Genomic DNA, 22,609 nt, shown 5'->3' with positions numbered 1-22,609 from the left:
CCGGTGTTATTCTTAACTAAAATTATATAAAGGTGTGTGTTAAAGATCACAGAAGATAGCCTGAAGCTGGAACATAAGAGGATGAGGCTAACACAGCTTGAACGCTATATACCATTTATCATTCTGGCCATGTTTCAATTGACGATGGGCAATCAGCTGTGCAGAGCGCTGTTTCGCCACTGCGACCTGCCGCTGATGCGGTATTCCTTCTACCGGAAGGATGCGCTGCAGCATTTCCGCTTGCGCCTCCGCTGGCTGCTGGGGCGCAATATACTGATCGGAGCAGGCTTGGCGGCTGTTCTGAGTGTGTTTATCCTGATTGTCGCAGAAGGGAGCTTCCATCCGAACCTGCTTCCGGTATGGCTGTTAACGCTGGCGTTAGCAGTGATTTTCTCGGTACATCATTTGCTGCTGTATTACCTCCTCCAGCCTTATACCCCGGATATGACTACCAGTAACCCATGGTTTACTTTGCTGAATAGCCTGGGTTCGATAGGTTTCCTTGCAGCGTTCCTGCTGCGTCCGGCCCCTTGGGGCTTAACTATAACCATCTTCTTGCTCGATTTAGTGTATTTCATTAGTGCAATTCCGCTTGTCTCAAGGTACTCAGGCAGCCGGTTTAGCGTGAAATAATATACGATTTTGATATAATTACAAACGATTTCGGGAGCAGCCCCCCCTTCTTTATACTATTCTGAGAATAGAAATAAGAAGGGGGTGCTGCTTATGATGCTTCAGGTTGCGAGCGGGATTCTGTTGCTTCTATTCCTGTTTTTCGGTATACGGGCTATAGTGCATTCTAAATGGTGTGACAAACTAGCTAGACAACAGGACAAACGGTTCACTCATTATATCAGTCAAAAATACGTTGACGATGAGAAAGACACCTATTAAAAATCGTGGCTGGGAGCAGAAGCTTGCTTGCGGAAGTCCTGTGGAATTTGTCCTAATTGTTTACCGAACACATGCGAAAAATAACTTGCCGTTTGAAATCCGCAGGCCATGGCGATCTCTCCCACAGGCATCGTTGTCTCTTTCAGCATCTCACAGCTTTTTTGAAGACGATAGCGGGTTAAATAATTATTGGGTGACCAGCCAACATGCTTTTTGAATAGCTCATAACATCTGCTTCTGCATACTGAACCGGCGGCGGCAATCTCATCAATGGTTAGTTTAGCGTCATATTGCTGGTGAATATACCCGGTCATTTTACGGATCGTCATCCATACCTGTTCATCATTCGGATTGCCCGGTGCTTGCTGTATATGATCGGCTATACCCGCACATATGGACACAGCCAGAGATACTAACCGGAGCAGGTTCCCTTCATGGCTCTGCACTTCATTATACAACTCAGTTAGTGCGAGCAGTATCTCATGCTGCCAAGACGTTTGAGAAGATAACAGTAAAAAATCATCGGTGCCGGAACCGAATTTTTCTTCCAGATATGCTTTTCCTGCAAGCGTGTTTTCGCCCAGAAGTGCAGGATGAATGACGATGACCAGAAAAGTACAATCGCTCTCCTTAGCAGAGAAGCCATAGTGAAGGCGTTTACTGTTAACAAAAATTCCGTTCCCTTTACCAAACTGGACCGTTTGTCCGTTCACATAATAATCCATTATCCCGTCCAGCACCAAAATAAACTCCAGATCCGGATGCCAATGATAAGCGGCCGCGAACCGGTCGAATTGATGCAGTGCTCCTTTTTTAGCATACAGCGGAAAACCCGGCAGATTATAATTCAGCCTTTCGGATAAATCAGAGAATACCTCAAGAGCGAATTTTTCCATCGCTACACCTCATTCATGAATTATACGATTTTGATATAATAATAACTGATTGAAGAGGGGGAAACAAAAAAATGTCTTAAGGATGGGATTTCCAAAGCAGAGGATAGTTGTATAATAAAGCTTGGAAAGAACTTCTCTGTTTTTGCTACATGCAACCTAATGATGGAACTATGCTAGCAAGATTGGTTGAGGCCTTTACTATGGATATACAAGCGGGGAGAAAACATCTATGAAGCGAAAGAGTTTGATTTATTCACTAATGTTAGCAATTATATTATCAGTCGTATCAGGGGCGGGTAATATAAGTGCGGCTGCACGAAGCATCACCGACATTGTCAAGGTGACCAAACCAACGGAAATTAAAATGGGGGAGTGGAAGTCATACCAAATAGCCATCACGGACTGGACGGATGGAGACGTGGAAAACTATGATTTTACTCCAATTTCCTCAGATGAGAATATTGTAAAGGTTGTCCGGAAAACGAAATGGGTTTCTGAACTTCATGCCTTAAATAAAGGGACTGCAACCTTAACAGTCAATATTGGAGAAAAGTTTGAACCTTATGTGTTCACTGTTCAAGTGGTCGATGATTATACAGTTATACCTGAAACAACTCCTACACCAACTCCTGAACCAACAAGTCCAGTAGTCATAAAGGAACCTACCCATGAAGAAATTATGGTTAAGGACATACAGGATTATATCAGACAGTTGGAACCGCTAATAACCTATGAAGAAAAAGCTATAAATGCACATAATCAGAACAAAGGTCCAAACGATACGACAAGAAAAACATTCTTTCTGTCTTTAAATAATACTGTAGTACCGAACTATACTAAGTTTGTATCCGGGTTGAAGAATTTAAAGCCCAATACTGCAAATGCAGAGTTGAAAGAAATACATAATTACTATGTAGCAGGGGCAAAACTTCAACTTGAGGGATTCACTATAATGCGAGACAGTCTGAAGACAACTAAAATAGATTATTCTAAATTCTATGCAGGTAATAAGAAGGTTAAAGAAGGATCTATCAAATTGGATAAATTGGAAATCCTGATGGACAACTATAAAATGAAATACTTTAAATAAATAAAAAACAAAACCCTTATAACCCTATAAGGGTTCTATTTTTTATTCTAAGAAAAACGCACAAACAACGACGAACACTATTCTTGACGAACACTGTTCGTTATGTTATAAATGTATCATCTAATTAATTCATACGCTTGTCTTAACACAAATATTGCCCATACTTCTAGCTGTTGCTTCAGGAATGTTCCTGGTGATCTTAGACAGCATCATCATGAATGTGGCCGTACCGAAATTAGTGAATGCCTTCGATACCAATCTTAGACCGTTTCTCACCCCAAACGGATGTTTATGATTAGCATTGTCTTATTTGTGCTCGCATCTGTACTGTGTGCAATGGCCCCCCCCCTAGTCACCTTATTATTTTCCGCATCATTCAAGGTTTGGGCGGATCGGCATTAATGCCGGCGGCCGGTTGACCCCCATCACCACTTCAGCCCAGCAGATCATGTCCTCCTTCGGCGTTACCATCACGATGGCTTTTCTGGCCAACCAAATCAGGGGACTTCCCGCACAGCATTCACCCGATCAATTAGGTCATGCCTTCGGCTCAACCTTCTGGATTACTTTGAGCTTTGCAATAGGTGCATTGGTTTTAACTTTGTTTTTTACTGGCAAGAAGCAGGTTTCTTGAGAAAATAACTTTCAACCCAAAGGAGATGTCTACACATGACAACTGTTCATTCTACGGAACAACGCCGGATCGCTATTATTGGAGGTGGACCAGGGGGGCTAACGCTTGCCCTGATTCTGCAGCAGCATGGTATTTCCTCAACAGTCTACGAACGTGAGCATGCGGACCTGAGCCATGAACGCGGAGGCTCCTTAGATATCCATGAAGAATCCGGGCAGCTCGCCTTGAAGGAAGCCGGATTATATGAAGCTTTTCTGAAGGCAGCACGTTTTGAGGGCGAAGACTTCCGGCTCATGGATAAGACGGGAACCCTATACCTGGATGAAGTGGCCGACGAAGAGAGCCCGGAAGGGCAGAGACGCCCGGAGATTGACCGTGGTGTGCTGTGTGACTTGCTTTTAAACAAACTAGATCCATCTACCATACAGTATGGCTATAAACTGGAGAAGGCTGTGTCTTTGGGGGAGGGGAAGACGGAGCTTCATTTTGAAAATGGTCATACTACTGTGGCTGATCTTGTAATTGGTGCGGACGGTGCCTTTTCCCGCGTTCGTCCTCTGCTTACGGATACAAATGTAGCATATTCAGGTCTGACTATGCTGGAGCTTAACGTGATCGCCGCCGATCACCCGGATCTGGCCGCATTCAATGCACGTGGCAAGATGTTTGCACTGGATGATCACAAAGGGATTCTGGGCCAGTTGAACGGCAACGGACGGATCAAAGTATATGCAAGCTTCAAGGTTGAGCGGGACTGGTTAGACGAAATCCGCAATGATAGCCCGCGGGAGATAAAGGCAAAGCTGCTTGAGCTGTTTCACGATTGGAGCGAACCGCTCAAGAATTATATCCGGTATGCGGAGGATGCGGTTGTGCCCAGACGGATCTACATGCTGCCCGTCGGGTTCCGCTGGGAACGCAGCGCTGGAGTGACGTTGATTGGAGATGCAGCACATGTCATGTCCCCTTTTGCCGGAGAAGGAGTGAATCTTGCCATGCTGGATGCGTTGGAGCTGGCCATTGCTATAGTAAGGAACAAGCAGACACCAGCAGCCATTGAAGAATATGAGGAGAAAATGTTCCAGTATGCCTCAGAGAAAGCACATATGTCTAACGAAAATCTCATCCTGAGCTTCTCAGAGAATGCGGCTCCCAAGTTTGCAGCACTCATGCAATCTTATCAAGACCTGTATGAGCAGCAAGGATGAGGTTATCTTCGGCGATGTATTTACTATTGGCTTCCGGCATGTTATAAGAAAAGTATGATGAAACCTAAACGTGAAATTGTGAGCCGCCGTAACCGGCCAGCCAAAGAACCCCTTAGTCATGAAATCATTGTCAAGACCGCATATGAGCTGCTGAAGCAGGAAGGAGCCTCCGGCATGAGCATGAGGAAGGTAGCCAAACAACTGGACACCGGACCTTCCTCCCTATATGTATACGTTAAAAATCTGCAGGAATTGAGCTCATATGTGCTTGACCTTGGTCTCGGTGAGTTGAATCTGCCGGAGCTCACGGACGACAATTGGAAGGAACAGTTATTTCAAGCGCTGCATGCCTATGCAGAGCTGCTTATCGGGCAACCTGGATTAGCGGAGCTGTCTCTACAGACGATTCCTATTGGAAATCATGCCTTTCGTCTGAATGAGTATTTACTTACCGTCCTCCAGAAGGGCGGAATCACCTCTACGGCCGCTGCTTGGGGAACGGACCTGTTGCTCTTGTACGTGTCTTCCATTGCCTTGGAGAAGGCTAAGAGAGAGCGCGGATTGATGGCAACTGCCCAGAGTTACTATAACGAAGCAGATCCGGTACGTTTTCCGTTGATGAACAGTCTGAAGACTGATTTATTCTCTGGGGATACCGCCTCCAAGGAGAGGTTCTTCTGGGCCATTGAAGTGATACTCCAGGGGATAATGCACAAACCTGTATAGCGCGCAGAAAAACGCCGGGGAAAGAGCCTGGCGTTTTTCTGTGTTAATCATTTTACTTACCATATGTCAGCTTGCGCCATATAAATTCCATCGGGCCGTACTTGAATCTCTTTAACCACAATGTACTGAAAATCGTGAGACCCGCATACACAGCCAGAGCAACCATCATCGTTCCAGTGGACTCGATGTGATCCGCAAGTCCGAAGCCGTACCCGAGTAACAGGATGGTGCCAATGATGGAGTGGAGCAGATAACAGGTTAATGACATCCGTCCGACTTTGCTGAAAATCATCAGGGGGCTTCGCAGCATAGGAACGAACAAATACAGCATGGCAAGCGTGCTCATATAGAACATGCTTCCGGTTACCCCCCCGCTTTGACCAAGTGCAGAGAGAATTTCTATCGAAGCCATATTCTTAGAAGGAATAAGCATGTCCAGCATCGTACTGCTCTGCGTGATTAGAAAAGCGGATGTACTAATGATCCAGATTCGTTTCCATAGTTGCTTTTTCATTTCCATGTCTCTGAAGTAACCCGTTTTAACAAAGTATGCACCCATCAGAAACATGAGAAACATGGAGAATACTGTTGAGAAGGAGCTGGCAGCCATCGGAATCATATCTGCCCACCGGGCTCCTATAGAATCCAGGTAAGTAAGTGTGCTATTGTGACTATTCAGAGTGAAATCTGCAAAATACGGTGTCTCTGGTACTGCAGTATTCATAACATTGTACAGAATCGTGAAAATAGGGATGAGGAATTGAATCATGATTAGTGCGATAATCCAGCGCAGCAATGTTTTGGGTGTACGCTTGTAGAAGGCCAATAGCAGGAAGCCGGTTACAGCGTAGAAGGCCAATATATCGCCGACCCAAACAAAGGTGATGTGTAGAACACCAAATCCCAACAGGAAGGTTAGCCTGCGTGCGAACAGTTTGTTGGGACTCTCAACCCGCTCAGCTGCCCGATCCATAAAAATCATAAAGCCAACGCCGAACAGGAAGGAGAAGAGGGTAACAAATTTCCCTTCGCCAAACCAGGAGACCAGATTGTGTAATACATCATCTGAGGACATTTCGAATCCCTTAACGGAATCTACGATCAGAAAATAATTGACAATGATAATGCCCAGCATAGCGAATCCACGGACGATGTCCAGAAAATGAACTCTCTCCCGAAGACTCATCGGTTGCCCGTGTCCTTCTTTTTTAGCATTCATCTCCATGCTCCTTTCCATTACAAAGGTTAAATATAAAGCTCAAATCTTAACCATTTATGAAGGGCCATCAACTTTTTTGGAGTTGTGACAATTTTGTGTCTGATTTAAGTTTTAATAAACTGTTAAGATTTATGCCGTATCTTATAAATTACTAAGCATCAAGAATTATGAGGTGAGAGAGGAATGACCCATCGTATATTAGTGGTAGAGGATGATCAGGATATTGGCGTCCTTCTAAAAGAGTCCCTTATGCGCGCAGGATATGAAGTGTTCACGGCCCAAGATGGGCAGCGGGCTTTAGAACTGGTGAACGATTCTCTGGACTTGGTTATTTTGGACATTATGATGCCGGGGATTTCAGGAATCCAGACCTGTAAGCAGATCAGGGAATCCTCCAATGTACCGATTCTATTCTTAACGGCCAGATCGAGCACACTCGACAAAACTGAGGGGTTACTCGCTGGTGGAGATGACTATATGACCAAACCCTTTGGAAGGAAGGGCAGCAAATCATGCTGTCCGATCTGGAATATCGTATTCTGAAGCTGCTGATGAGTAAACGGAATAAAATTTTTTCTGCCCAAAATATATATGAAAGTGTGTGGAGTCAGCCCTACTTTTATTGTTCCAACAATACCGTTATGGTGCATATCCGGAAGCTGCGGGCCAAAATTGAGGAAGACCCGGCACATCCAGCTTACATTCAAACGGAATGGGGAAGAGGATATCGATTTGTTGCATCGTAAATTTACGCTAACTAATAAACTAGCTATGCTGATCATGGCTGCTGCAGTTGTGAGTGGTGTGTTCTTTGTGACTGCACAAAAAATCACCAATGAGCTGATCGACAGATATTTGAGCTCGGATGAGTATTACCAGGAGCAGTCAGCCAAATACATTCACAAATTCAGCAAGTATGTTTCAGCCCATGAGCTGACCACATCGGATCGGAAGGCTTTTGATGATTGGGTCAAAAAAGAAAATTATATTACCGTCACCATTTTTAAAGACCAGGTGCTGCAATATAATTCCAATTACACTTTTGAAGACGAATCGGCTTATGGAAGGGAAAGAGTGACTCAATACGAACAGAATCATTCTTATCCGGTCAAGTTTCGTAATGGTGAAGGAGAGGTTAGTATCGACGGCTTCTACTCCTCCAGATATGATGACCTGGCTTTTACTCTGGAGCTTCTAGCTGCAACGCTAATCTTTCTGATCATTGTTCTCTTCGGCATCCGCCGCAGTCTCCGCTATCTGCGGACCATTCATCAGGAAATCCATATTCTTGAGGGCGGTGAATTGGACTACGAGATGACAGTAAGAGGACAGGATGAGTTAGCAATGATTGCTGAGAGTGTTGAGGAGCTGCGGAAAGCTTTTCTGGACAAACTTAAAGCGATTGAGGAATTACAAGCTGAGAGCCGAAGCCTGGTCACCGAAATGTCGCATGATATGCGCACACCTCTGACCTCGCTCATCATGTATCTGGAGTTTGCCCAAAAGGAGCAGGATGAGGAGGTCACCCCCAAAGACCGTTATGTGACCAATGCTTATGGCAAAGCCATGAAACTAAAAAACTTGACGGACAATTTGTTTGCTTACTTCCTGCTGGACAAAGAAAACGAGGCCGATCTGGAGAGCGTCGCTGTAAAAGAAGTGATCTACGACCTGATGTCAGATCAGATCGCTATTCTCCATCAGGAGCATTTCCGGGTCCACATCTCGGGAGAACTGCCGGAGACGTATATTAATGTAAATATAGAGGAGCTCGGCCGTGTATTTGATAATGTGATGTCCAACTTATTGAAATACACAGATCCGGAAGAAGAAATCAGCATTACGTTTGTATCAGACCAAGAGATATTCGAGATTCATTTTGTTAATATGATTAAACAACTGGATGTGCAGCCTGAGAGCAACGGTCTTGGGGAAAGAAGCATTGCGCGGATGATGTCCCGGATGCAGGGGCAGTTTCACTGGACACAAGAAAATTCCAAGTATCATACTGTGTTAAGATTTTGGAATACTAAGATGTAGACGATATACGTATCTCACGAATATAATGAAATAGGAGAAATTTAATGGAATATTTAAAAAAGTTGCCTTATCTGTTACAATCACTGCTTAATATTTGCCTGTTTTTACTGGCGTTAGCTCTAAGCGTGCTCCTTATCAGTGAGACCTGGTACATTATGCAGGTTGTATATAAATCATTCTTCACTAGAGTAGACAGCTATTATGAAATGTTGGGGGAATTGCTGATATTCTTCATGTATTTCGAGTTCATTGCCTTGATTATCAAGTATTTCAAGGCAGAGTTTCATTTTCCGCTTCGCTACTTCATTTATATTGGCATCACGGCAATTACTCGTTTGATTATCATCGACCATGATCAGGCGGTTTCAACCTTCTGGTGGTCGGTGTCCATACTTATCATGATCTGTGCATTATTTATCGCCAATAGGAAAAAATCTATGGAACAACATTAATCATCACAGTTGAAAGAGGTGTCTATTGCAATGAAAGAGAATCAGCCGACGAAAGTAACTGTACAAACCGTAGTACAAGCTCCTATCGAGAAGGTATGGCGCTACTGGACCGAGCCGGAGCACATCACCAAGTGGAATCAGGCCTCCGGGGACTGGCATGCACCGAGAGCCGAGAATAATCTGCGGGTCGGAGGTACCTTTCTGACACGGATGGAAGCGAAGGATGGCAGCATGGGCTTTGATTTTGGCGGCGTATACGATGTCGTGAATCAGTATGAGGTGATCAGCTACACCATAGAAGACGGAAGAAGAGTGGAGATTACGTTCGCCCGTCAAGGGAATGAGACGAAGGTCATTGAAACGTTCGATGCGGAAAACGCCAATCCCGTTGAGCTCCAGCAAGCGGGCTGGCAGGCAATCATGGACAACTTTAAAGCCTATACTGAAAAAAACTAATCAGAACAAAATCACCCTAATGGATGAACAAGATTACCTGCTTGCGAGCACCAAAGAAGACGCCGGGGAAGATACCTGGCGTCTTTCTTTTGCAGCCTTATTCGTCGTTAGCCTTGACCCAATGCTTCATCCTAGCTCATACAGTTAATCGCCCACAAATGGCCGTCCAAATCCACGAAGCCCCAATGATACATGAACCCATGATCCTCAGGTTCCGCGTGCAATTTCCCGCCTAAGGAGAGTGCGGTATTCACGATTTCATCAACCTTGTCCCGGCTTTCGAATTCCAAAGCAATCGTCAACTGTGCATACTTGCCCGTATCAACGGTTTCCTTCTCCGTAAGTGTAATAAAAAAGGCTTGATGGATCAGCATAACCTGCAGGTTGTCGCCGATCAAGAGGGCTACCGAAGTCTCATTATCTGGGTATTGCGGGTTACGCTCAAATCCAAGACCGGTGAAAAACGCTTTCGATTGTGCTACGTTTTTTACGGGCAGGTTGAGGCTCGTGAATGCGGACGTTAATGCCATTAGCAATACACCCCTTTGTCAACTATTTTCAAATGTTTCTTATGATTATATCACATCAAAGTTTAACTAAAAGAAGAAGAACAGCCATATTAAAATATGTCATTAGATGTCATGATTAAGCTTTATAATGATAGTAAATCAACGAAAGGAGCAATAAATCATGAGCAGAAGAATTTTATTAGACTTGGCAGTTACTTTGGATGGTTACATTGAAGGGAAGAATGGGGAAGTGGACTGGTGCATTATGGACCCGGAGCTGGAGTTCGCTCAATTTTTGAATCAAGTAGATACCATATTTTATGGAAGAAAAAGCTATGACCAATGGAGAGAACATGCGACAAATCATGAAAATTCGGATAATGACAAAGAATTACGGGCAATGATTCATAGTAAAAAGAAATATGTTTTCTCCAGATCGCAGCAGGGGACGGGTCATGAGGCTATTTTCATAAACGACCATATTCTCGAAGAAGTAAACAAAATTAAGCAGAGACCTGGTAAGGACATCTGGTTATTTGGTGGAGCAAACCTGATTACAACGTTTATTCAATTAGGACTTGTAGATGAATTCAGATTATCCGTTCACCCTGTGGTTCTTGGAGAAGGAAAGCCGTTGTTTGCGGATATCAAAGAACGGTTAAATCTGAAATTGGTTCATACCAGAAGCTTCTCCTCCGGTCTTGTTCAGCTCATATACCATGGGGATGGTGAGCTAGGTGAACGCTAATGATATCGTCATCAAAGGCGCGAGAGAGAATAACCTGAAAAACGTGAATGTCCGTATCCCGAAACGAAAAATCACGATCTTCACTGGCGTCTCAGGTTCGGGCAAATCTTCGCTTGTCTTCGACACCATCAGTGTCGAAGCTCAGCGGCAGCTTAATGAGACGTTCTCCGCATACATCCGCAACCGGATGCCCCGGTATAGTCAGCCAGACGCCGATCTCATTGAGAACTTGTCTGCGGCCGTTGTCATTGATCAGAAAAGACTCGGCGGCAACTCCCGTTCAACGGTTGGCACGATCACAGATATCAATGCCATGCTCCGGCTGATGTTCTCCAGAATCGGCAAACCGTTCATTGGCAATTCGCATGTATTCTCCTTTAACGACCCGGCCGGTATGTGCCCGGAGTGCTCCGGAGTGGGACAAGTGGTGCAGTTCGATGTAGAGAAGCTGCTTGACAGGTCCAGGTCGCTGAATGATGGCGCGATCCTGTTCCCCGCTTTCAAAGTGGGGGGCTGGTTATGGAATTCATATGCCCATTCCGGACTATTCAGCAACGATAAGCAGCTCGCTGACTACACTCAGGAAGAGATGGATGTCCTCCTGCATGGGAAAGAGAGCAAGATTGTGTACAACACCAAGGGCGGAGCCATAGAATCGGATTATGAAGGTCTGCTGCCCAAGCTCACACGCCTATATCTGAAGCGGGACAGCAGCGAGCTGTCCGAAGCCAAACGCGAATCCATTGACCGGTTCTTGTCCTACAGCGAATGCAGCCTGTGTAAGGGAAGCCGGCTTAATCAGGAAGCCTTAGGCTGCCGGATTAACGGATACAACATCGCAGAGTGTGCGGCTATGGAGATTGGCGGGCTTATCCGTATCATCGAAGCCATTCAGGACCCCGTTGCCGGACCTATGAAGGAAGGAATCCTAATCCGGCTGAATCACCTGGTCTCGATCGGGCTGGAGTACCTCAGTCTGGACCGGCAGACCTCAACATTGTCGGGAGGGGAGTCGCAGCGCATTAAGATGGTACGTCATCTAAGCAGCAGTCTTACCGACATGATCTATATTTTTGACGAGCCAAGCGTCGGGCTGCACCCGCGGGATGTTCATCGTCTGAACGGCATGCTGCGCCAGCTCCGGGACAAAGGGAATACGGTACTTGTTGTTGAACATGACCGCGAGGTGATGGAAATCGCCGATTATATTATTGATGTAGGGCCTCATGCAGGTGCCCGGGGGGGTACAATCGTCTATAATGGCGATTTTGCAGGCTTACTCCGTGCGGATACGTTAACAGGACGGTACTTGAAGCAAAGTCTGCCCTTGAAGAGATATGTCAGAGTGCCAAAGGGAAAAATGAGCATAGCCTGCACCAGCCTGCACAATCTGAAAGAGGTGAGCGTTGATATCCCTGTTGGAGTACTGACTGTGGTAACGGGAGTTGCCGGCTCAGGTAAAAGTACGCTGATAAACGGAGCCTTCCTGCCCTCACATCCGGAAGCCATCGTCATTGATCAGTCGGCTGCGGGCACATCCATCCGCTCTAATCCGGCTACCTACACGGGAATAATGGACGACATCCGCCGGCTGTTCGCAGCCGTCAACAAGGTAAGCGCTTCCCTGTTCAGCTTCAATTCCAAGGGAGCCTGTGCCCATTGTCAGGGTCTAGGCATGATCTACACAGATCTGGCGTTTCTCGAGCCCATACGGACGACTTGCGAAGTCTGTGCAGGCAGACGGTTCAGCGATGAAGTACTGGCATACAAACTGAATGGACAATCCATCAGCGACGTCCTTGCTATGACGGTGCGGGAAGCTTCGGAGTTCTTCAGTAAGAAAGAGCTCCTCCGCAAGCTGCAGACACTGGAGGATGTGGGACTCGGATACGTAACGCTGGGCCAGCCTTTGAGCACCTTGTCGGGTGGTGAATGCCAACGTATCAAGCTGGCTGAGGAGCTTCACAAGGAGGGCAGCCTCTACGTTATGGATGAGCCGACAACCGGATTGCATATGTCCGATATCTCTGGTCTGATGGACATCATGAACCTCCTGGTCGACGGGGGCAACTCAGTGGTAGTCATCGAACATAATCTGGATGTGATCAAGAGTGCAGACTGGATTATTGACATGGGTCCCGAGGGCGGACACCGGGGCGGCCAAATCGTATTCGAGGGCACACCTGCCCAGCTTGCTGCAGCTACACATTCTACAACGGGAACGTACTTGCGCAAGACCTTATAGCAATCTTGAACGGGCATCCCATATCAAACGTATTTCCGTTCCCTCTTCGGGACTGGAGCGAACCTCAATCCGCCCTTGCATGGCCTCGATCAGCCCTTTGGTAACCGCCATGCCTAGGCCTGAGCCGACATCAGGCGCACCTGTATCTGTGCCGCGATAGTATCGTTCGAACAGCTTCCATTCCGTCTCCTGATCCATGCCGCGTCCATTATCGGCAAATTGAACGATGAAATCGCCTGCCTCTTTACCTGGCTGCACACTTACAATCAGCTGCGCGTCCGGCGGATTATGGAGCAGGGCGTTGGCGGTCAAATTATCAACGATTCTTTCAAAGGAGGGAATGTGTACTTGTCCCAGTACCTCCGCCGAGGCAGGCTGGAACGTAATGCGGCCCTCTCCATAAGCCGGGTTACGTTCAGCACGATGCACCAACTCCTGAAGCAGAGCATTGATATCCGTTTGCTCAACAGGGGGCTGGTATCCGCCACTGCGCAGACGATAAGTCATGGCCAGGTCGCTTACCAGCCTGTCCATGTACATCGACTTATCTAACATGATGCCCGCAAATTCGCGTACTTCATTAGAAGCCCACTCGTATTTCTCTGCTTCCAGCATGTGTGCATAACCCTGGAGCGAGGATAGGGGTGTCTTTAAATCATGGGTAATTCCAGCAATCCATTCCTCCCGCAGAGAGTCGGTCTGTTTGCGGAGTTCCTTATCCTGCTTCAGGGTATCGGATAACGTTTGGATAGAATGCAACACTTCCGTATATACCCGATAGTTCCGCCGCCATTTCCCGTTCTTCTTCTGGCTAAGCGGCCTGCCGCGGGGTCCGGCCGGCTCCTCATATTGTCCGCGTTCAAGCCGCTGCAGCCATTGGAGCATATGGAGCATCGGATAACCGAATAGGTTGGCATACCAGACAGCAAGCAGGATCAGCAAGCCGATAATGGATACCAGAAGTGCAATCAGAGCAGGTCCAAAAATAAACCCGAAGGGGTTCACGTTGCTCCCTGCCGGATTGCCTGCAAGAGGAACACTCAGCTTCCAGGTGGAATGGTTCTGCTCATCATAGCTGGTCACTGTAGTCATTCCATACCGGGTGGGGTAGCGTGTACGAAGAATCAGATCCTGGATGCTGTAGCTGTCCGGGATGCCTGCTGCGGGCTTGTTGAAAGAAGCCATCTCCTGTCCCTGTTCATCCAAAATCTGAAGATAGGCATCCGCCGTGCGGATGATGTCCTGCTGCCTGGATGCCAGTTCAAGCTTGTTATTGGCATAACGGCCCCCGTTATATGCTTGATCCAGCATGGTTACGGCCTGGTTGTTCTCTCCATACAGCAGGGTGAAATTGATCCCTTGTCGTTCCCGGATAAGCAGATATAGCTCGTAGGGAAAGGGCTTTTGTCCTTGCCAATAAGATATGAGCTCTCCAGGTTTATAGTGATCCGGCACATCGGAAGGGGTATGAAAAGCATCCAGCACACGACCCTGCTCATCGAGAATCTGAAGCCAGCCGTTGTTCTCTTCGATTCGCTTCAGCAGCCCGGGATCATACTTAACACTGCCGTCCGGCAAAATATCGGCTGTACTGATTAGCTGGTCGAGCCCGACAGTGGCAAAATCTTCAACAAGGCTGGCCTCGTGTAGCTGCTGAATGACCCAGTAAGCTATACCTCCGCCGATAACCAGGATCAGGACCACCGTACCCGCAAGCAAGCCAATGAACCGCGTCATCAATCTGCGTCTTACACTCATCGCCCAGGCCCCATGCCGGACTGAATGAGCTTATACCCTAGCCCGCGAACGTTCACCAACAGCTCAGGCGCGGAGGGATCAGCCTCAATACGCTCACGAATCCGGTGAATATGTACCATGACGGTGTTGTCATCCGAAATGGCCTCCGATCCCCATACCCGCTCATATAATTCTGACTTGCTAAAGATACGATTCGGATGTTTGCAAAAGAACAGCAGCAGCTGGTATACCAGCGCAGGACAGTTCACCAGTTGACCCTCTACTCTGAGCTCACCGGCTGGCTCCATGACCTGAAAGCGTCCAAAATCATAGATGCCTTCCTGTGGCAGTTTTTCTGCTTCCGTCTGCCTGGGCAAATACCTTCTAAGCAGGGATTTGATCCGTGCGACTATTTCCAGCGGGTTAAAGGGTTTAACGACATAATCGTCTCCGCCAACCGCGAAGCCGGTCAGCTTGTCGTAATCGGTTGTTTTTGCAGTTAGAAAGAGAATGGGGGCATCTGTAATTTGACGCAGAAACGGGCAGATTTCCAGCCCGCTCCGGCCTGGAAGCATCACGTCCAGCACGATGCAGTGATAGGTTTTCTTTTTACATGCAGCAATCGCATCTTCACCGCTAGTGACCGTATCGATATCCAGGAATTGCTCTTTGAGCAATACCGTTCGGAGCATATGCAGAATCGCCTGTTCATCATCAACAAGCAGGATTGAAACTTCATCCATGACGAAATAGAGCCTCCCAGCTTTTTTATAAGTATCATACCATTCTGAAACGCTGACAGCGTACCGGCAACCTTAACGGATGCTTAATTTTGGAGATAGAACAGGCCGTAAAGTTAAGATAGACGTAAGAGTAGGTTAGACGGCAGGTAAGATTGATTTCGTACACTGAACTAGAAAAATACCGTTCTAACAAAGGAGTGCAGGGAAATGACTAGAGTATATACGAAAAGCTGGAAGGGGCTTGCCGCAGTGCTTGGTACGTGTGTGCTGTTGTCTGCCTGCGGCACTTCGGAAGCATCTGAACCGCAAAAGATTACACCTGACAATTTCATGGATACCTTAATGAAGGGATCGAAGGAGGACATCTACAAGCAGATGAGTCCGGAGCTACAGAAAATCATAACGCTGGACGAATTCAAGACGACTGCCGATAGCTTTATGGAAGGCGTTACTTCATGGAACAAGGTTACGGAAGTTAAACTGAACAAACTGGTTGATCGTTCGTGGAAGGATCAGACGGGGACTAAGGGGATACAGGCCTCTTTTGCCGAAGATCACAAGATTGTGGGGCTGCTTATTCAGCCGCTTGAAACACATGAAGCAACGGATAAGGCGTTGACCAAAACTGAATTCCAGTTTCCGCTGAAGGGCGAATGGTTTGTGTTCTGGGGCGGGAACGATGTGTTATCCAACTATCATTATGCTCATGAATCCCAGCGTTACGCACTCGACATTATCCGCACTCAGAATGATGCAAGCTATCAAGGAGAGGGAAAGGACAACGAGGACTACTATGCTTTTGGTGAACCGCTCCATGCAGCAGCAGATGGCAAGGTGGTTGAAGTCAAAAATGACATCCCGGATAACACTCCGGGCGTGATGAACGCTGAAGATCCGGAAGGGAATGTTGTGGTCATTGATCATGGAAATGGGGAGCATAGCATCACAGCACATCTCAAGAAAGGCAGTGTAGCTGTCAAAAAAGGGGATAACGTCCAGCAGGGAGATCTCATTGGACATCTTGGTAATTCAGGGAACTCTAGTGAAGCACACTTGCATTTTCAGGTATCGGACGGGCCCGACATCTTCACTTCCCGTTCGGTTCAGATCCGTTGGTCCGATCAGAGTCAGAGCCTGACTCGCGGGAATTCTTTTCAGGGACTTCCCAATTAATTGCGTCAGTTTTTATACACGGCATACTTTCCAAAGGACTCTTGCACCCGCAAGAGTTTTTGCCGTTCCAAGTAACGTGCATGTGCTTCGGCCTTCCCAAGCGCAAACCACGTGCTGTCGTGGTCAAAGTAAATAGGTGCTGCTGCGCCGAGGGATGGGTCCCATGCTTCACGCCAGTACATTTATAAAAAATCCTGCAAAATGTGCAACATTGCACATTCATACGGCACTTAAGGATCGAGACATTCTGCCCCTGGCCGGTGGCATTCAAGTCGTTTTCACCCCAGGACACACGCCAGATCATATGTCGCTCTATCATATCCCAACGCAAACGTTAATTGCCGGCGATGCATTAAACTCAAAGGATGATAAGCTCCTGCCCTTCGACAACTATTACACGTTGGATCATTCTACTGCGCTGAAGTTGATTGCCAAGCTGCTAGAACTGGATATTAAAAAAGTGATCACCTATCATGGTAACGAAGCTACTCATCGAATTAAGGAAAATCTCCAGAAAATAGTAAATACAACAGGCCAATGATCCTCAAGATCATTGGCCTGTTATGCTGTTCTTAGTAGACGCCTACCGCATTGTAAGCTTTAGTTACAGCAGTTACTTGAGCCGAGCCTGCGCCAAACAACTCGGTTGCCGATTGAATGACTGCTGTACGTGCAGCAGAGAAGTTGGATGAGGTTGTGAGGTAATATACAAGTGCATTGTAATAGATTTGAACGGCATCCTCACGGCCGATACCAGTGACCGTTACACCGTTAAACGTACCGCCTTGAGCAGCGAGATAGAAAGCTTTGTTATTGATACCGCTGTTCGTATGCACACCGCCTTCGTCAGCGGTACCGGTGTAACGGTCGCTATATTTGTCAGGCTGGCCGTACAATGGCGGATTAGCCAGTGAGCGGAGTGCGTCACCCGCTACGCCCGGTGTATATATTTTATCACCGATCAGCCAGTTCGCACCTTCAATTGAATTTCCGATGATGTCGGAGAAGGACTCATTGAGTGCCCCAGATTCTCCGTAGTATTCGAGATTGGAAGTTTTCTCCGTCACACCATGCGTCAGCTCGTGGCCTACCACGTCCAAATCACCGGACAACAGTGTAAAGGTAGATCCATCCCCATCCCCGAAAACAATCTGCGCACCATTCCAAAAGGCGTTGTTATAAGCAGTGTAGTAATGAACGGTCGATCGGATTTGCAGTCCTTTGTTGTCCAGGCTGTTGCGGCCGAAATGCTGGAGATAATAATCATAGGTTCTCTCCGCATAGGTGTGGGCATCAACCGCGGCTTTGTCTGTCCAGACATTATTAGTGCTGGTCAAGAGCGTCCCCGGAAGAGAGGTCCTGTTCTTCGCGGTATAGGTCACAATGCCCTTGCCGCGGGTGCTGTCATACAGCTGGTAGGTTGAACCCGAGAGGCGTGTCTCGAATGTTTTGGTATCTCCAAAGACTCCAGTGCCCGTGCCCGTCAGGTTCTCTAAGATATTATATTTGAACAGCACGCTGCCATTCTCCGCAGAAATGAAGTACCGTATCCGCAAAGGCTCGGGTTCCAGCACATTCACTTCCGTTTTATAGACTAATTGAGGTTCTCCATCTACGATAAAATAATACAAATCTGCTGTAGGAGTAACTTGGGGCTCACCAAGCGGTCCATGTTCCAGCGTGGCATCCTGACCGGCTGCCAGGATGGCATCTGCTCCGGATATGGTTTGGAGTTGAATCAGCGGCTGCGGAATGGTCTGGTATACATCTTCAACTACACTTCCCAGCAGGGAGGTAACATTCCCGGCTTTGTCGAAATGCAGGGTCTGATCAGCTCCATATACCGGTATCCCCGAGATATACTGGCTTAACCGGTAATGCTGGCTGCCGGTTTTGCTGTTTGTTTCTTGCTCTGTGATTTTAAATTTCCCCCGAATGTCCCCCTTAGCCGAAAGATGCAGGTTCCCTTTAACACTTTCAAGATATCCCCATACCTTGTCCTCGGAAGTGGGGTCTGCAGGGGATTTCCAGGCTTGGTCCGTAATTGAAATAGGGGAAGAGCCTGAGAAGAGCTCTACAGGATTGTTACTCTCATTGTTTTCAGCGGCACTGCCCACCGAGGCCAAGGACCCAAGTGCTACAATACCTGCAAGAAGTGAAGCTACAGTCTTTTTCATAATCATTACTCCTCCGATCATATTAGTTGGTTTAAAGTTGTGCCTGTGTACTTACTCAAGCTGCGATCTGGGGTGCAAGGACTACGGCGGCTAACAACCTCAATGTACGGAGGGAGAGTGTGGAGACGGCAGGACCCCTTTCGTGAAATTTACAACTACATCCTTGTTCAAAGGCGCTCAAAATGGATATTTATGTTAAGAATGTAATTATAGTGTTTTCAGTATATTCAGGTTTTTGCATATCAACTATGATCAGAATCACAATTAATGCAATAAAATTAGTAAACAATAATTGCGCAACATCGAAATTGGAGTCTATATCTTATAATAAATTGACGAAGTAAATTAATTGTGCTAGCATTGCTTTAACTTAAAACGAAAAGGCTATGATGAGAAATAGTAACTATTAAGGATCTCACAGAGAGAAGATGGTTGGTGCGAATCTTCATTGATCTAATAGTGAAGCAGTCTCGGAGGAATCCCGTACTGATAGAGCGCAGAGCAATCTGAAGTTATGTGGTAACACGGACATAATCGTTCGCCCTAAGTTGACAAGAACCATGTCAGCTTAGGGCTTTTTTGTTTTAAGCATAACTAATATTTGATGGAGGTATTACAATGACACCAGACGAGTTGAGACAATCTTATCTTGATTTTATGAAGCTACAGCTTATGAAGATTTAATCCGCAATAAAAAGAAAGTAATCGAAATAGTAGATAAGGAAGAGAATCTTTTCTCCAGAACGTTACAGCAAGGAGAATTTGAAATACAGAAGCATCTGAAAAATAAGGGGAAAGTTACAGGTGCAGATGCCTTTTATTTTTATGAAACCTATGGCTTTCCCTTGGAGTTGACAGAAGAGTATCTAAGTGAAAGCGGATATAGCATGGAGGACAAGGCTTCTTATACAGAGTCAGCAGAAAAACACGCTGAAATGAGCAGAACTGCTTCTGCAGGTAAATTTAAAGGTGGTTTGGCTGAACATTCCGCAGAAACAACGGCGCTGCACACGGTATCTCATTTGTTACTTGCCGGGTTAAGGGAAGTGCTAGGGGATCATGTTCACCAGCAAGGAAGTAATATTACTTCCGAACGATTACGGTTTGACTTCAACCATGATAACAAACTTACCCCCGGGCAAATAGCTGAGGTGGAGAAGTATGTGAATGATGCGATCTCTTCCAAAGCAGTTACCTCTATTTCAGAGCTGCCTAAGCTTGAAGCGAAAGAAAGTAATGCGGAAGGTAATTTCTGGGATAAATATCCGGATATCGTTAAAGTATATACCATCCAAGATCACGAAGGGAAGGTGTGGAGCCGGGAAGTCTGTGGAGGACCTCATGTTGGAGATACCACGAACTTAGGGACGTTCAGTATTATCAAAGAACAATCCTCGGCTGCTGGAATTAGAAGGATTAAAGGAGTCATTTCCGGTAGACACTAACCTAGTCCCAAACCTGCGCAAATTGCAGGTTTTTTTCGGTTGACAGGAGGGAATGGCATTTTAAGAGCCAAGAAATTAATTGACCATAGGATAGAAAAGACTTAATAATGTAATAAATTGGACTGTAAGGATTGTAATAGGAGTTGTTGGAACTTGATGGTATGGATGCCGACTCGTTAATAGCTATGCTAAAAGCTTCATTCTTAGTCTTTGTGCGAAGTCCGCATTAAGATACAACTACCAGGTGGACTGGGCATTGGAAGAATTGCAAAGTGACGTCAAGAAAATTAATGATACATCACCAGCTGTATACGTTAGGTACTACATAGAATATATTCATCTATTATCAATTTATTGGTTTAAACGGGTAAGTGGTAAACTATTCGATAGGGCAGGCTTTAGAAAGCTATTGCTTTTTATGAGCTTGTTAGAGCTGAGGCCAATGTTTCACAGCTACAAGAGTATCATGCAATCATGCGAAATATTTTAGAAGGGGAGTTCAATGATGAAAATTATGAAAAAGAAGCTTTTATTATTGACAACCGTATTGCTGATTAGCTCATTAAGCATTTTGACAGCCGCAAGCGCCGAGGAAATTACTACACTGCAGACCACAAGAGTGACAACCAATAGCCACGGCATGGGCCACTGATTTGTCTGGGTATTGTCCACAAAAGAACTTACTTATACTCCTAGATATCCCAAATCCATATTCAAAGCAAAGAAACCCAGGTCTTTTACAGACTCTGGGTTTCTTTATTTCTTTGAAGTGAATCAACATTGGTATGCCAAAAAAATGAATACAGTGGTACTTAAACCATTAATTCCTGACAGGATGCAGTAACCCTGCAGAGATCGCAGACCGGTTGCTGAAATCCGGGGCTGGTGCTGCCGTAATCAAGCTTGGCGCGGACGGGGCTTATTACAGTAACGGACAGATCTCTGGAACTGAGCCAGGGTTTCCCGTGAAGAGGTTCATAGATCCGATGGGTGCCGGAGACGGTTTTGCCGCAGGCTTTATCAGCGGTTTGCTACAGGGGGGGATCTGCCTTCTGCCGTGCGGCGCGGCAACGCTGTCGGTTCCATTGTTGTCGGGGTAAGCGGCGATGTGGAAGGCCTCCCGTCCCGGCAGGATGTGGACCTTCTCTTGGCAGGGGGAAGCGGCATGGAGGATATTATCCGGTAAGTGAGTGCATTCCCAAGGAGGAGGACAAACATGGACAAAGATTGCACCTGTCCTTGGAAGCATTCAACATGACCTTGGCCTAAGCGGTGCTGTGTCCAGCTTGCTCGTTTCAATGATTCCGGTGTTATGTATGGGAGTCTGCGATGATGGGCCCTTTATTATCCGGCTTTATTAAAAAGCATCTGGCTGACCGGGCATCCTCCATGATTGCAATCTACTCCATGGCTTTAGCCTTGGGGGCAGCTCTAGGAGCGTGCGGGCCACTGTTAACGGGGGTTCTGCATGACCGCACGGGCCATTTCAATGAAGGAATACAGCAAAGCCAAAACCGAGTGTGGCTGGGAGCTTGAGTATCCTTCCTGGAGAACAGCATTTTCTAAAGCTTTAAGTTAAGCTCATGTGCAGCCATAATAGGCTTGTCAGAAAACCTGCCATGGGAGTAATATAATATACAGACGTTTAACAGCTATAATTCATACTTAACATCAACTTAGGAGTGGTTACAGTGAAGATTCTTGAAGATGATTTGAGCGGGACACAAGTGATTGGATTAATTGCAGAACATCTGCAAGGCATGGCAGAGGATTCTCCGCCAGAAAGCATTCATGCCCTTAATCTGGATGGGCTGAAGCAACCGGAAATTACCTTCTGGTGTGCTTGGGAGGATGAAGAGCTTCTGGGCTGCGGGGCGATCAAGGAACTAAACAAAGAGCATGCAGAACTCAAATCGATGCGGACCGCTAAGAAGCATTTGCGCAAGGGTGTGGCCCGAAATATTCTTACTCATATTATTGAAGTAGCCATAAGCCGCGGATACAAACGGATCAGCCTGGAGACGGGCTCCATGGATTCATTCATCCCTGCCCACAAGCTGTATGAGGATTTCGGCTTTACGTATTGTGAGCCATTCGCTGATTATATCCCGGATCCGAATAGCAAATTTATGACGAAGGAACTGTAGTTTAATTTATAACACTTGAAGAACAGCATTCTGCAGCTGCAGAGGATGCTGTTTTTTTGCGTGAACACGC

21 protein-coding genes and 2 pseudogenes are annotated in these 22,609 nt (G+C 46.4%); 17 read left to right on the top strand and 6 right to left on the bottom strand.

The genetic code is table 11. From position 1 onward, the window contains the following. Positions 1-81: 81 nt before the first annotated feature. The gene (locus NSU18_RS03000; protein WP_341148163.1) at positions 82-633 is read left to right on the top strand and encodes a hypothetical protein; all 552 of its coding nucleotides are present in this window, start codon (positions 82-84) and stop codon (positions 631-633) included. Between the two features lie 257 nt (positions 634-890). Here NSU18_RS03000 and NSU18_RS02995 read toward each other — a convergent pair whose 3' ends face one another. After that, complete coding sequence (locus NSU18_RS02995) at positions 891-1,790, bottom strand: AraC family transcriptional regulator (protein WP_341022070.1); 900 nt, start codon at positions 1,788-1,790, stop codon at positions 891-893. A 229-nt stretch (positions 1,791-2,019) separates the two neighbouring features. On the opposite strand from NSU18_RS02995, the gene NSU18_RS02990 reads away from it, so the two are divergent. The 4 genes from NSU18_RS02990 to NSU18_RS02975 all read left to right on the top strand — a co-directional run bounded on the left by NSU18_RS02990 (position 2,020) and on the right by NSU18_RS02975 (position 5,448). Further along, the gene (locus NSU18_RS02990; protein WP_341022071.1) at positions 2,020-2,880 is read left to right on the top strand and encodes a hypothetical protein; all 861 of its coding nucleotides are present in this window, start codon (positions 2,020-2,022) and stop codon (positions 2,878-2,880) included. A 415-nt stretch (positions 2,881-3,295) separates the two neighbouring features. Continuing rightward, the gene (locus NSU18_RS02985; RefSeq protein WP_341022072.1) at positions 3,296-3,514 is read left to right on the top strand and encodes a hypothetical protein; all 219 of its coding nucleotides are present in this window, start codon (positions 3,296-3,298) and stop codon (positions 3,512-3,514) included. 35 nt (positions 3,515-3,549) lie between these two features. Next, entirely contained in the window at positions 3,550-4,722 is a 1,173-nt protein-coding gene (locus NSU18_RS02980; protein ID WP_341148162.1) for an FAD-dependent oxidoreductase, read from the top strand. Positions 4,723-4,776: 54 nt separating this feature from the next. After that, positions 4,777-5,448, top strand: a complete 672-nt coding sequence (locus tag NSU18_RS02975) for a TetR/AcrR family transcriptional regulator (RefSeq protein ID WP_341148161.1) — start codon at positions 4,777-4,779, stop codon at positions 5,446-5,448. A 52-nt stretch (positions 5,449-5,500) separates the two neighbouring features. Here the strand turns inward: NSU18_RS02975 and NSU18_RS02970 are convergent, their stop codons facing one another. Further along, the gene (locus NSU18_RS02970) at positions 5,501-6,667 is read right to left on the bottom strand and encodes a DUF418 domain-containing protein (RefSeq protein ID WP_341022077.1); all 1,167 of its coding nucleotides are present in this window, start codon (positions 6,665-6,667) and stop codon (positions 5,501-5,503) included. A gap of 183 nt (positions 6,668-6,850) precedes the next feature. On the opposite strand from NSU18_RS02970, the pseudogene NSU18_RS02965 reads away from it, so the two are divergent. From NSU18_RS02965 to NSU18_RS02950, 4 genes and pseudogenes are all read left to right on the top strand, one after another. Further along, positions 6,851-7,413: pseudogene (locus NSU18_RS02965) on the top strand (response regulator transcription factor). Then, positions 7,400-8,707: a HAMP domain-containing sensor histidine kinase gene (locus NSU18_RS02960; RefSeq protein ID WP_341022080.1), complete on the top strand. Its 1,308-nt coding sequence runs from the start codon at positions 7,400-7,402 to the stop codon at positions 8,705-8,707. Before NSU18_RS02965 ends, NSU18_RS02960 begins: the two are co-directional and overlap by 14 nt. 44 nt (positions 8,708-8,751) lie before the next feature. Continuing rightward, positions 8,752-9,159 carry a phosphate-starvation-inducible protein PsiE gene (psiE, locus tag NSU18_RS02955; RefSeq protein WP_341148160.1) on the top strand — a complete coding sequence of 136 codons (408 nt, stop codon included), beginning with the start codon at positions 8,752-8,754 and terminating at the stop codon, positions 9,157-9,159. Between the two features lie 30 nt (positions 9,160-9,189). Beyond that, a complete protein-coding gene (locus NSU18_RS02950; RefSeq protein ID WP_341148159.1) occupies positions 9,190-9,615 on the top strand; it encodes an SRPBCC family protein in 426 nt (141 codons plus the stop codon). Between the two features lie 131 nt (positions 9,616-9,746). Here the strand turns inward: NSU18_RS02950 and NSU18_RS02945 are convergent, their stop codons facing one another. After that, positions 9,747-10,145 (bottom strand): VOC family protein, encoded by a 399-nt coding sequence (locus NSU18_RS02945; RefSeq protein ID WP_341022084.1) that lies wholly within the window; start codon positions 10,143-10,145, stop codon positions 9,747-9,749. Positions 10,146-10,305: 160 nt separating this feature from the next. Between NSU18_RS02945 and NSU18_RS02940 the strand changes: the two genes are divergently transcribed. Next, positions 10,306-10,872, top strand: a complete 567-nt coding sequence (locus tag NSU18_RS02940) for a dihydrofolate reductase family protein (protein ID WP_341022086.1) — start codon at positions 10,306-10,308, stop codon at positions 10,870-10,872. After that, positions 10,862-13,117, top strand: coding sequence for an excinuclease ABC subunit UvrA (locus NSU18_RS02935; protein WP_341148158.1), 2,256 nt, complete (start codon positions 10,862-10,864; stop codon positions 13,115-13,117). Before NSU18_RS02940 ends, NSU18_RS02935 begins: the two co-directional genes overlap by 11 nt. On the opposite strand, the gene NSU18_RS02930 is transcribed toward NSU18_RS02935, so the two are convergent. Continuing rightward, complete coding sequence (locus NSU18_RS02930; RefSeq protein WP_341148157.1) at positions 13,112-14,875, bottom strand: sensor histidine kinase; 1,764 nt, start codon at positions 14,873-14,875, stop codon at positions 13,112-13,114. The genes NSU18_RS02935 and NSU18_RS02930 overlap by 6 nt on opposite strands. Continuing rightward, positions 14,872-15,597, bottom strand: a complete 726-nt coding sequence (locus NSU18_RS02925; protein WP_341148156.1) for a response regulator transcription factor — start codon at positions 15,595-15,597, stop codon at positions 14,872-14,874. The genes NSU18_RS02930 and NSU18_RS02925 overlap by 4 nt, the downstream gene beginning before the upstream one ends. 207 nt (positions 15,598-15,804) lie before the next feature. On the opposite strand from NSU18_RS02925, the gene NSU18_RS02920 reads away from it, so the two are divergent. Continuing rightward, positions 15,805-16,770 (top strand): M23 family metallopeptidase, encoded by a 966-nt coding sequence (locus tag NSU18_RS02920; RefSeq protein ID WP_341148155.1) that lies wholly within the window; start codon positions 15,805-15,807, stop codon positions 16,768-16,770. 163 nt (positions 16,771-16,933) lie between these two features. Then, the gene (locus NSU18_RS02915; protein WP_341148154.1) at positions 16,934-17,311 is read left to right on the top strand and encodes an MBL fold metallo-hydrolase; all 378 of its coding nucleotides are present in this window, start codon (positions 16,934-16,936) and stop codon (positions 17,309-17,311) included. A 31-nt stretch (positions 17,312-17,342) separates the two neighbouring features. Here the strand turns inward: NSU18_RS02915 and NSU18_RS02910 are convergent, their stop codons facing one another. Then, positions 17,343-18,947, bottom strand: coding sequence for a M4 family metallopeptidase (locus NSU18_RS02910; protein WP_341022093.1), 1,605 nt, complete (start codon positions 18,945-18,947; stop codon positions 17,343-17,345). Between the two features lie 677 nt (positions 18,948-19,624). Between NSU18_RS02910 and NSU18_RS02905 the strand changes: the two are divergent. The 4 genes and pseudogenes from NSU18_RS02905 to NSU18_RS02890 form a co-directional block, all read left to right on the top strand. Then, positions 19,625-19,900 (top strand): annotated as a pseudogene (locus NSU18_RS02905) (alanine--tRNA ligase-related protein); the annotation flags it as partial. After that, entirely contained in the window at positions 19,883-20,392 is a 510-nt protein-coding gene (locus NSU18_RS02900) for a hypothetical protein (protein WP_341023332.1), read from the top strand. The pseudogene NSU18_RS02905 and the gene NSU18_RS02900, both read left to right, overlap by 18 nt. 827 nt (positions 20,393-21,219) lie before the next feature. Then, positions 21,220-21,492: a carbohydrate kinase family protein gene (locus NSU18_RS02895; RefSeq protein ID WP_445321844.1), complete on the top strand. Its 273-nt coding sequence runs from the start codon at positions 21,220-21,222 to the stop codon at positions 21,490-21,492. Between the two features lie 591 nt (positions 21,493-22,083). After that, positions 22,084-22,539, top strand: a complete 456-nt coding sequence (locus NSU18_RS02890; RefSeq protein WP_341022096.1) for a GNAT family N-acetyltransferase — start codon at positions 22,084-22,086, stop codon at positions 22,537-22,539. Positions 22,540-22,609: the final 70 nt, after the last annotated feature.

This window comes from Paenibacillus sp. FSL H8-0048 (assembly GCF_038002825.1).
Taxonomy (GTDB): Bacteria; Bacillota; Bacilli; order Paenibacillales; family Paenibacillaceae; genus Paenibacillus_AQ.
The sequence above is the reverse complement of the archived record's forward strand: the minus strand, read 5'-3'. Positions and strand labels throughout refer to the sequence as shown.

What these genes read in the sequence shown, in the direction of transcription:
- NSU18_RS02980 (WP_341148162.1), top strand. Translation starts at nt 3,550, where the DNA reads ATGACAACTGTTCATTCTACGGAACAACGCCGGATCGCTATTATTGGA.
- NSU18_RS02970 (WP_341022077.1), bottom strand. Translation starts at nt 6,667, where the DNA reads ATGAATGCTAAAAAAGAAGGACACGGGCAACCGATGAGTCTTCGGGAG.
- NSU18_RS02925 (WP_341148156.1), bottom strand. Translation starts at nt 15,597, where the DNA reads ATGGATGAAGTTTCAATCCTGCTTGTTGATGATGAACAGGCGATTCTG.
- NSU18_RS02950 (WP_341148159.1), top strand. Translation starts at nt 9,190, where the DNA reads ATGAAAGAGAATCAGCCGACGAAAGTAACTGTACAAACCGTAGTACAA.
- NSU18_RS02940 (WP_341022086.1), top strand. Translation starts at nt 10,306, where the DNA reads ATGAGCAGAAGAATTTTATTAGACTTGGCAGTTACTTTGGATGGTTAC.
- NSU18_RS02930 (WP_341148157.1), bottom strand. Translation starts at nt 14,875, where the DNA reads ATGAGTGTAAGACGCAGATTGATGACGCGGTTCATTGGCTTGCTTGCG.
- NSU18_RS02920 (WP_341148155.1), top strand. Translation starts at nt 15,805, where the DNA reads ATGACTAGAGTATATACGAAAAGCTGGAAGGGGCTTGCCGCAGTGCTT.
- NSU18_RS02975 (WP_341148161.1), top strand. Translation starts at nt 4,777, where the DNA reads ATGATGAAACCTAAACGTGAAATTGTGAGCCGCCGTAACCGGCCAGCC.
- psiE (WP_341148160.1), top strand. Translation starts at nt 8,752, where the DNA reads ATGGAATATTTAAAAAAGTTGCCTTATCTGTTACAATCACTGCTTAAT.
- NSU18_RS02915 (WP_341148154.1), top strand. Translation starts at nt 16,934, where the DNA reads ATGCTTCACGCCAGTACATTTATAAAAAATCCTGCAAAATGTGCAACA.
- NSU18_RS02910 (WP_341022093.1), bottom strand. Translation starts at nt 18,947, where the DNA reads ATGAAAAAGACTGTAGCTTCACTTCTTGCAGGTATTGTAGCACTTGGG.
- NSU18_RS02995 (WP_341022070.1), bottom strand. Translation starts at nt 1,790, where the DNA reads ATGGAAAAATTCGCTCTTGAGGTATTCTCTGATTTATCCGAAAGGCTG.
- NSU18_RS03000 (WP_341148163.1), top strand. Translation starts at nt 82, where the DNA reads ATGAGGCTAACACAGCTTGAACGCTATATACCATTTATCATTCTGGCC.
- NSU18_RS02990 (WP_341022071.1), top strand. Translation starts at nt 2,020, where the DNA reads ATGAAGCGAAAGAGTTTGATTTATTCACTAATGTTAGCAATTATATTA.
- NSU18_RS02945 (WP_341022084.1), bottom strand. Translation starts at nt 10,145, where the DNA reads ATGGCATTAACGTCCGCATTCACGAGCCTCAACCTGCCCGTAAAAAAC.
- NSU18_RS02900 (WP_341023332.1), top strand. Translation starts at nt 19,883, where the DNA reads ATGAGCAGAACTGCTTCTGCAGGTAAATTTAAAGGTGGTTTGGCTGAA.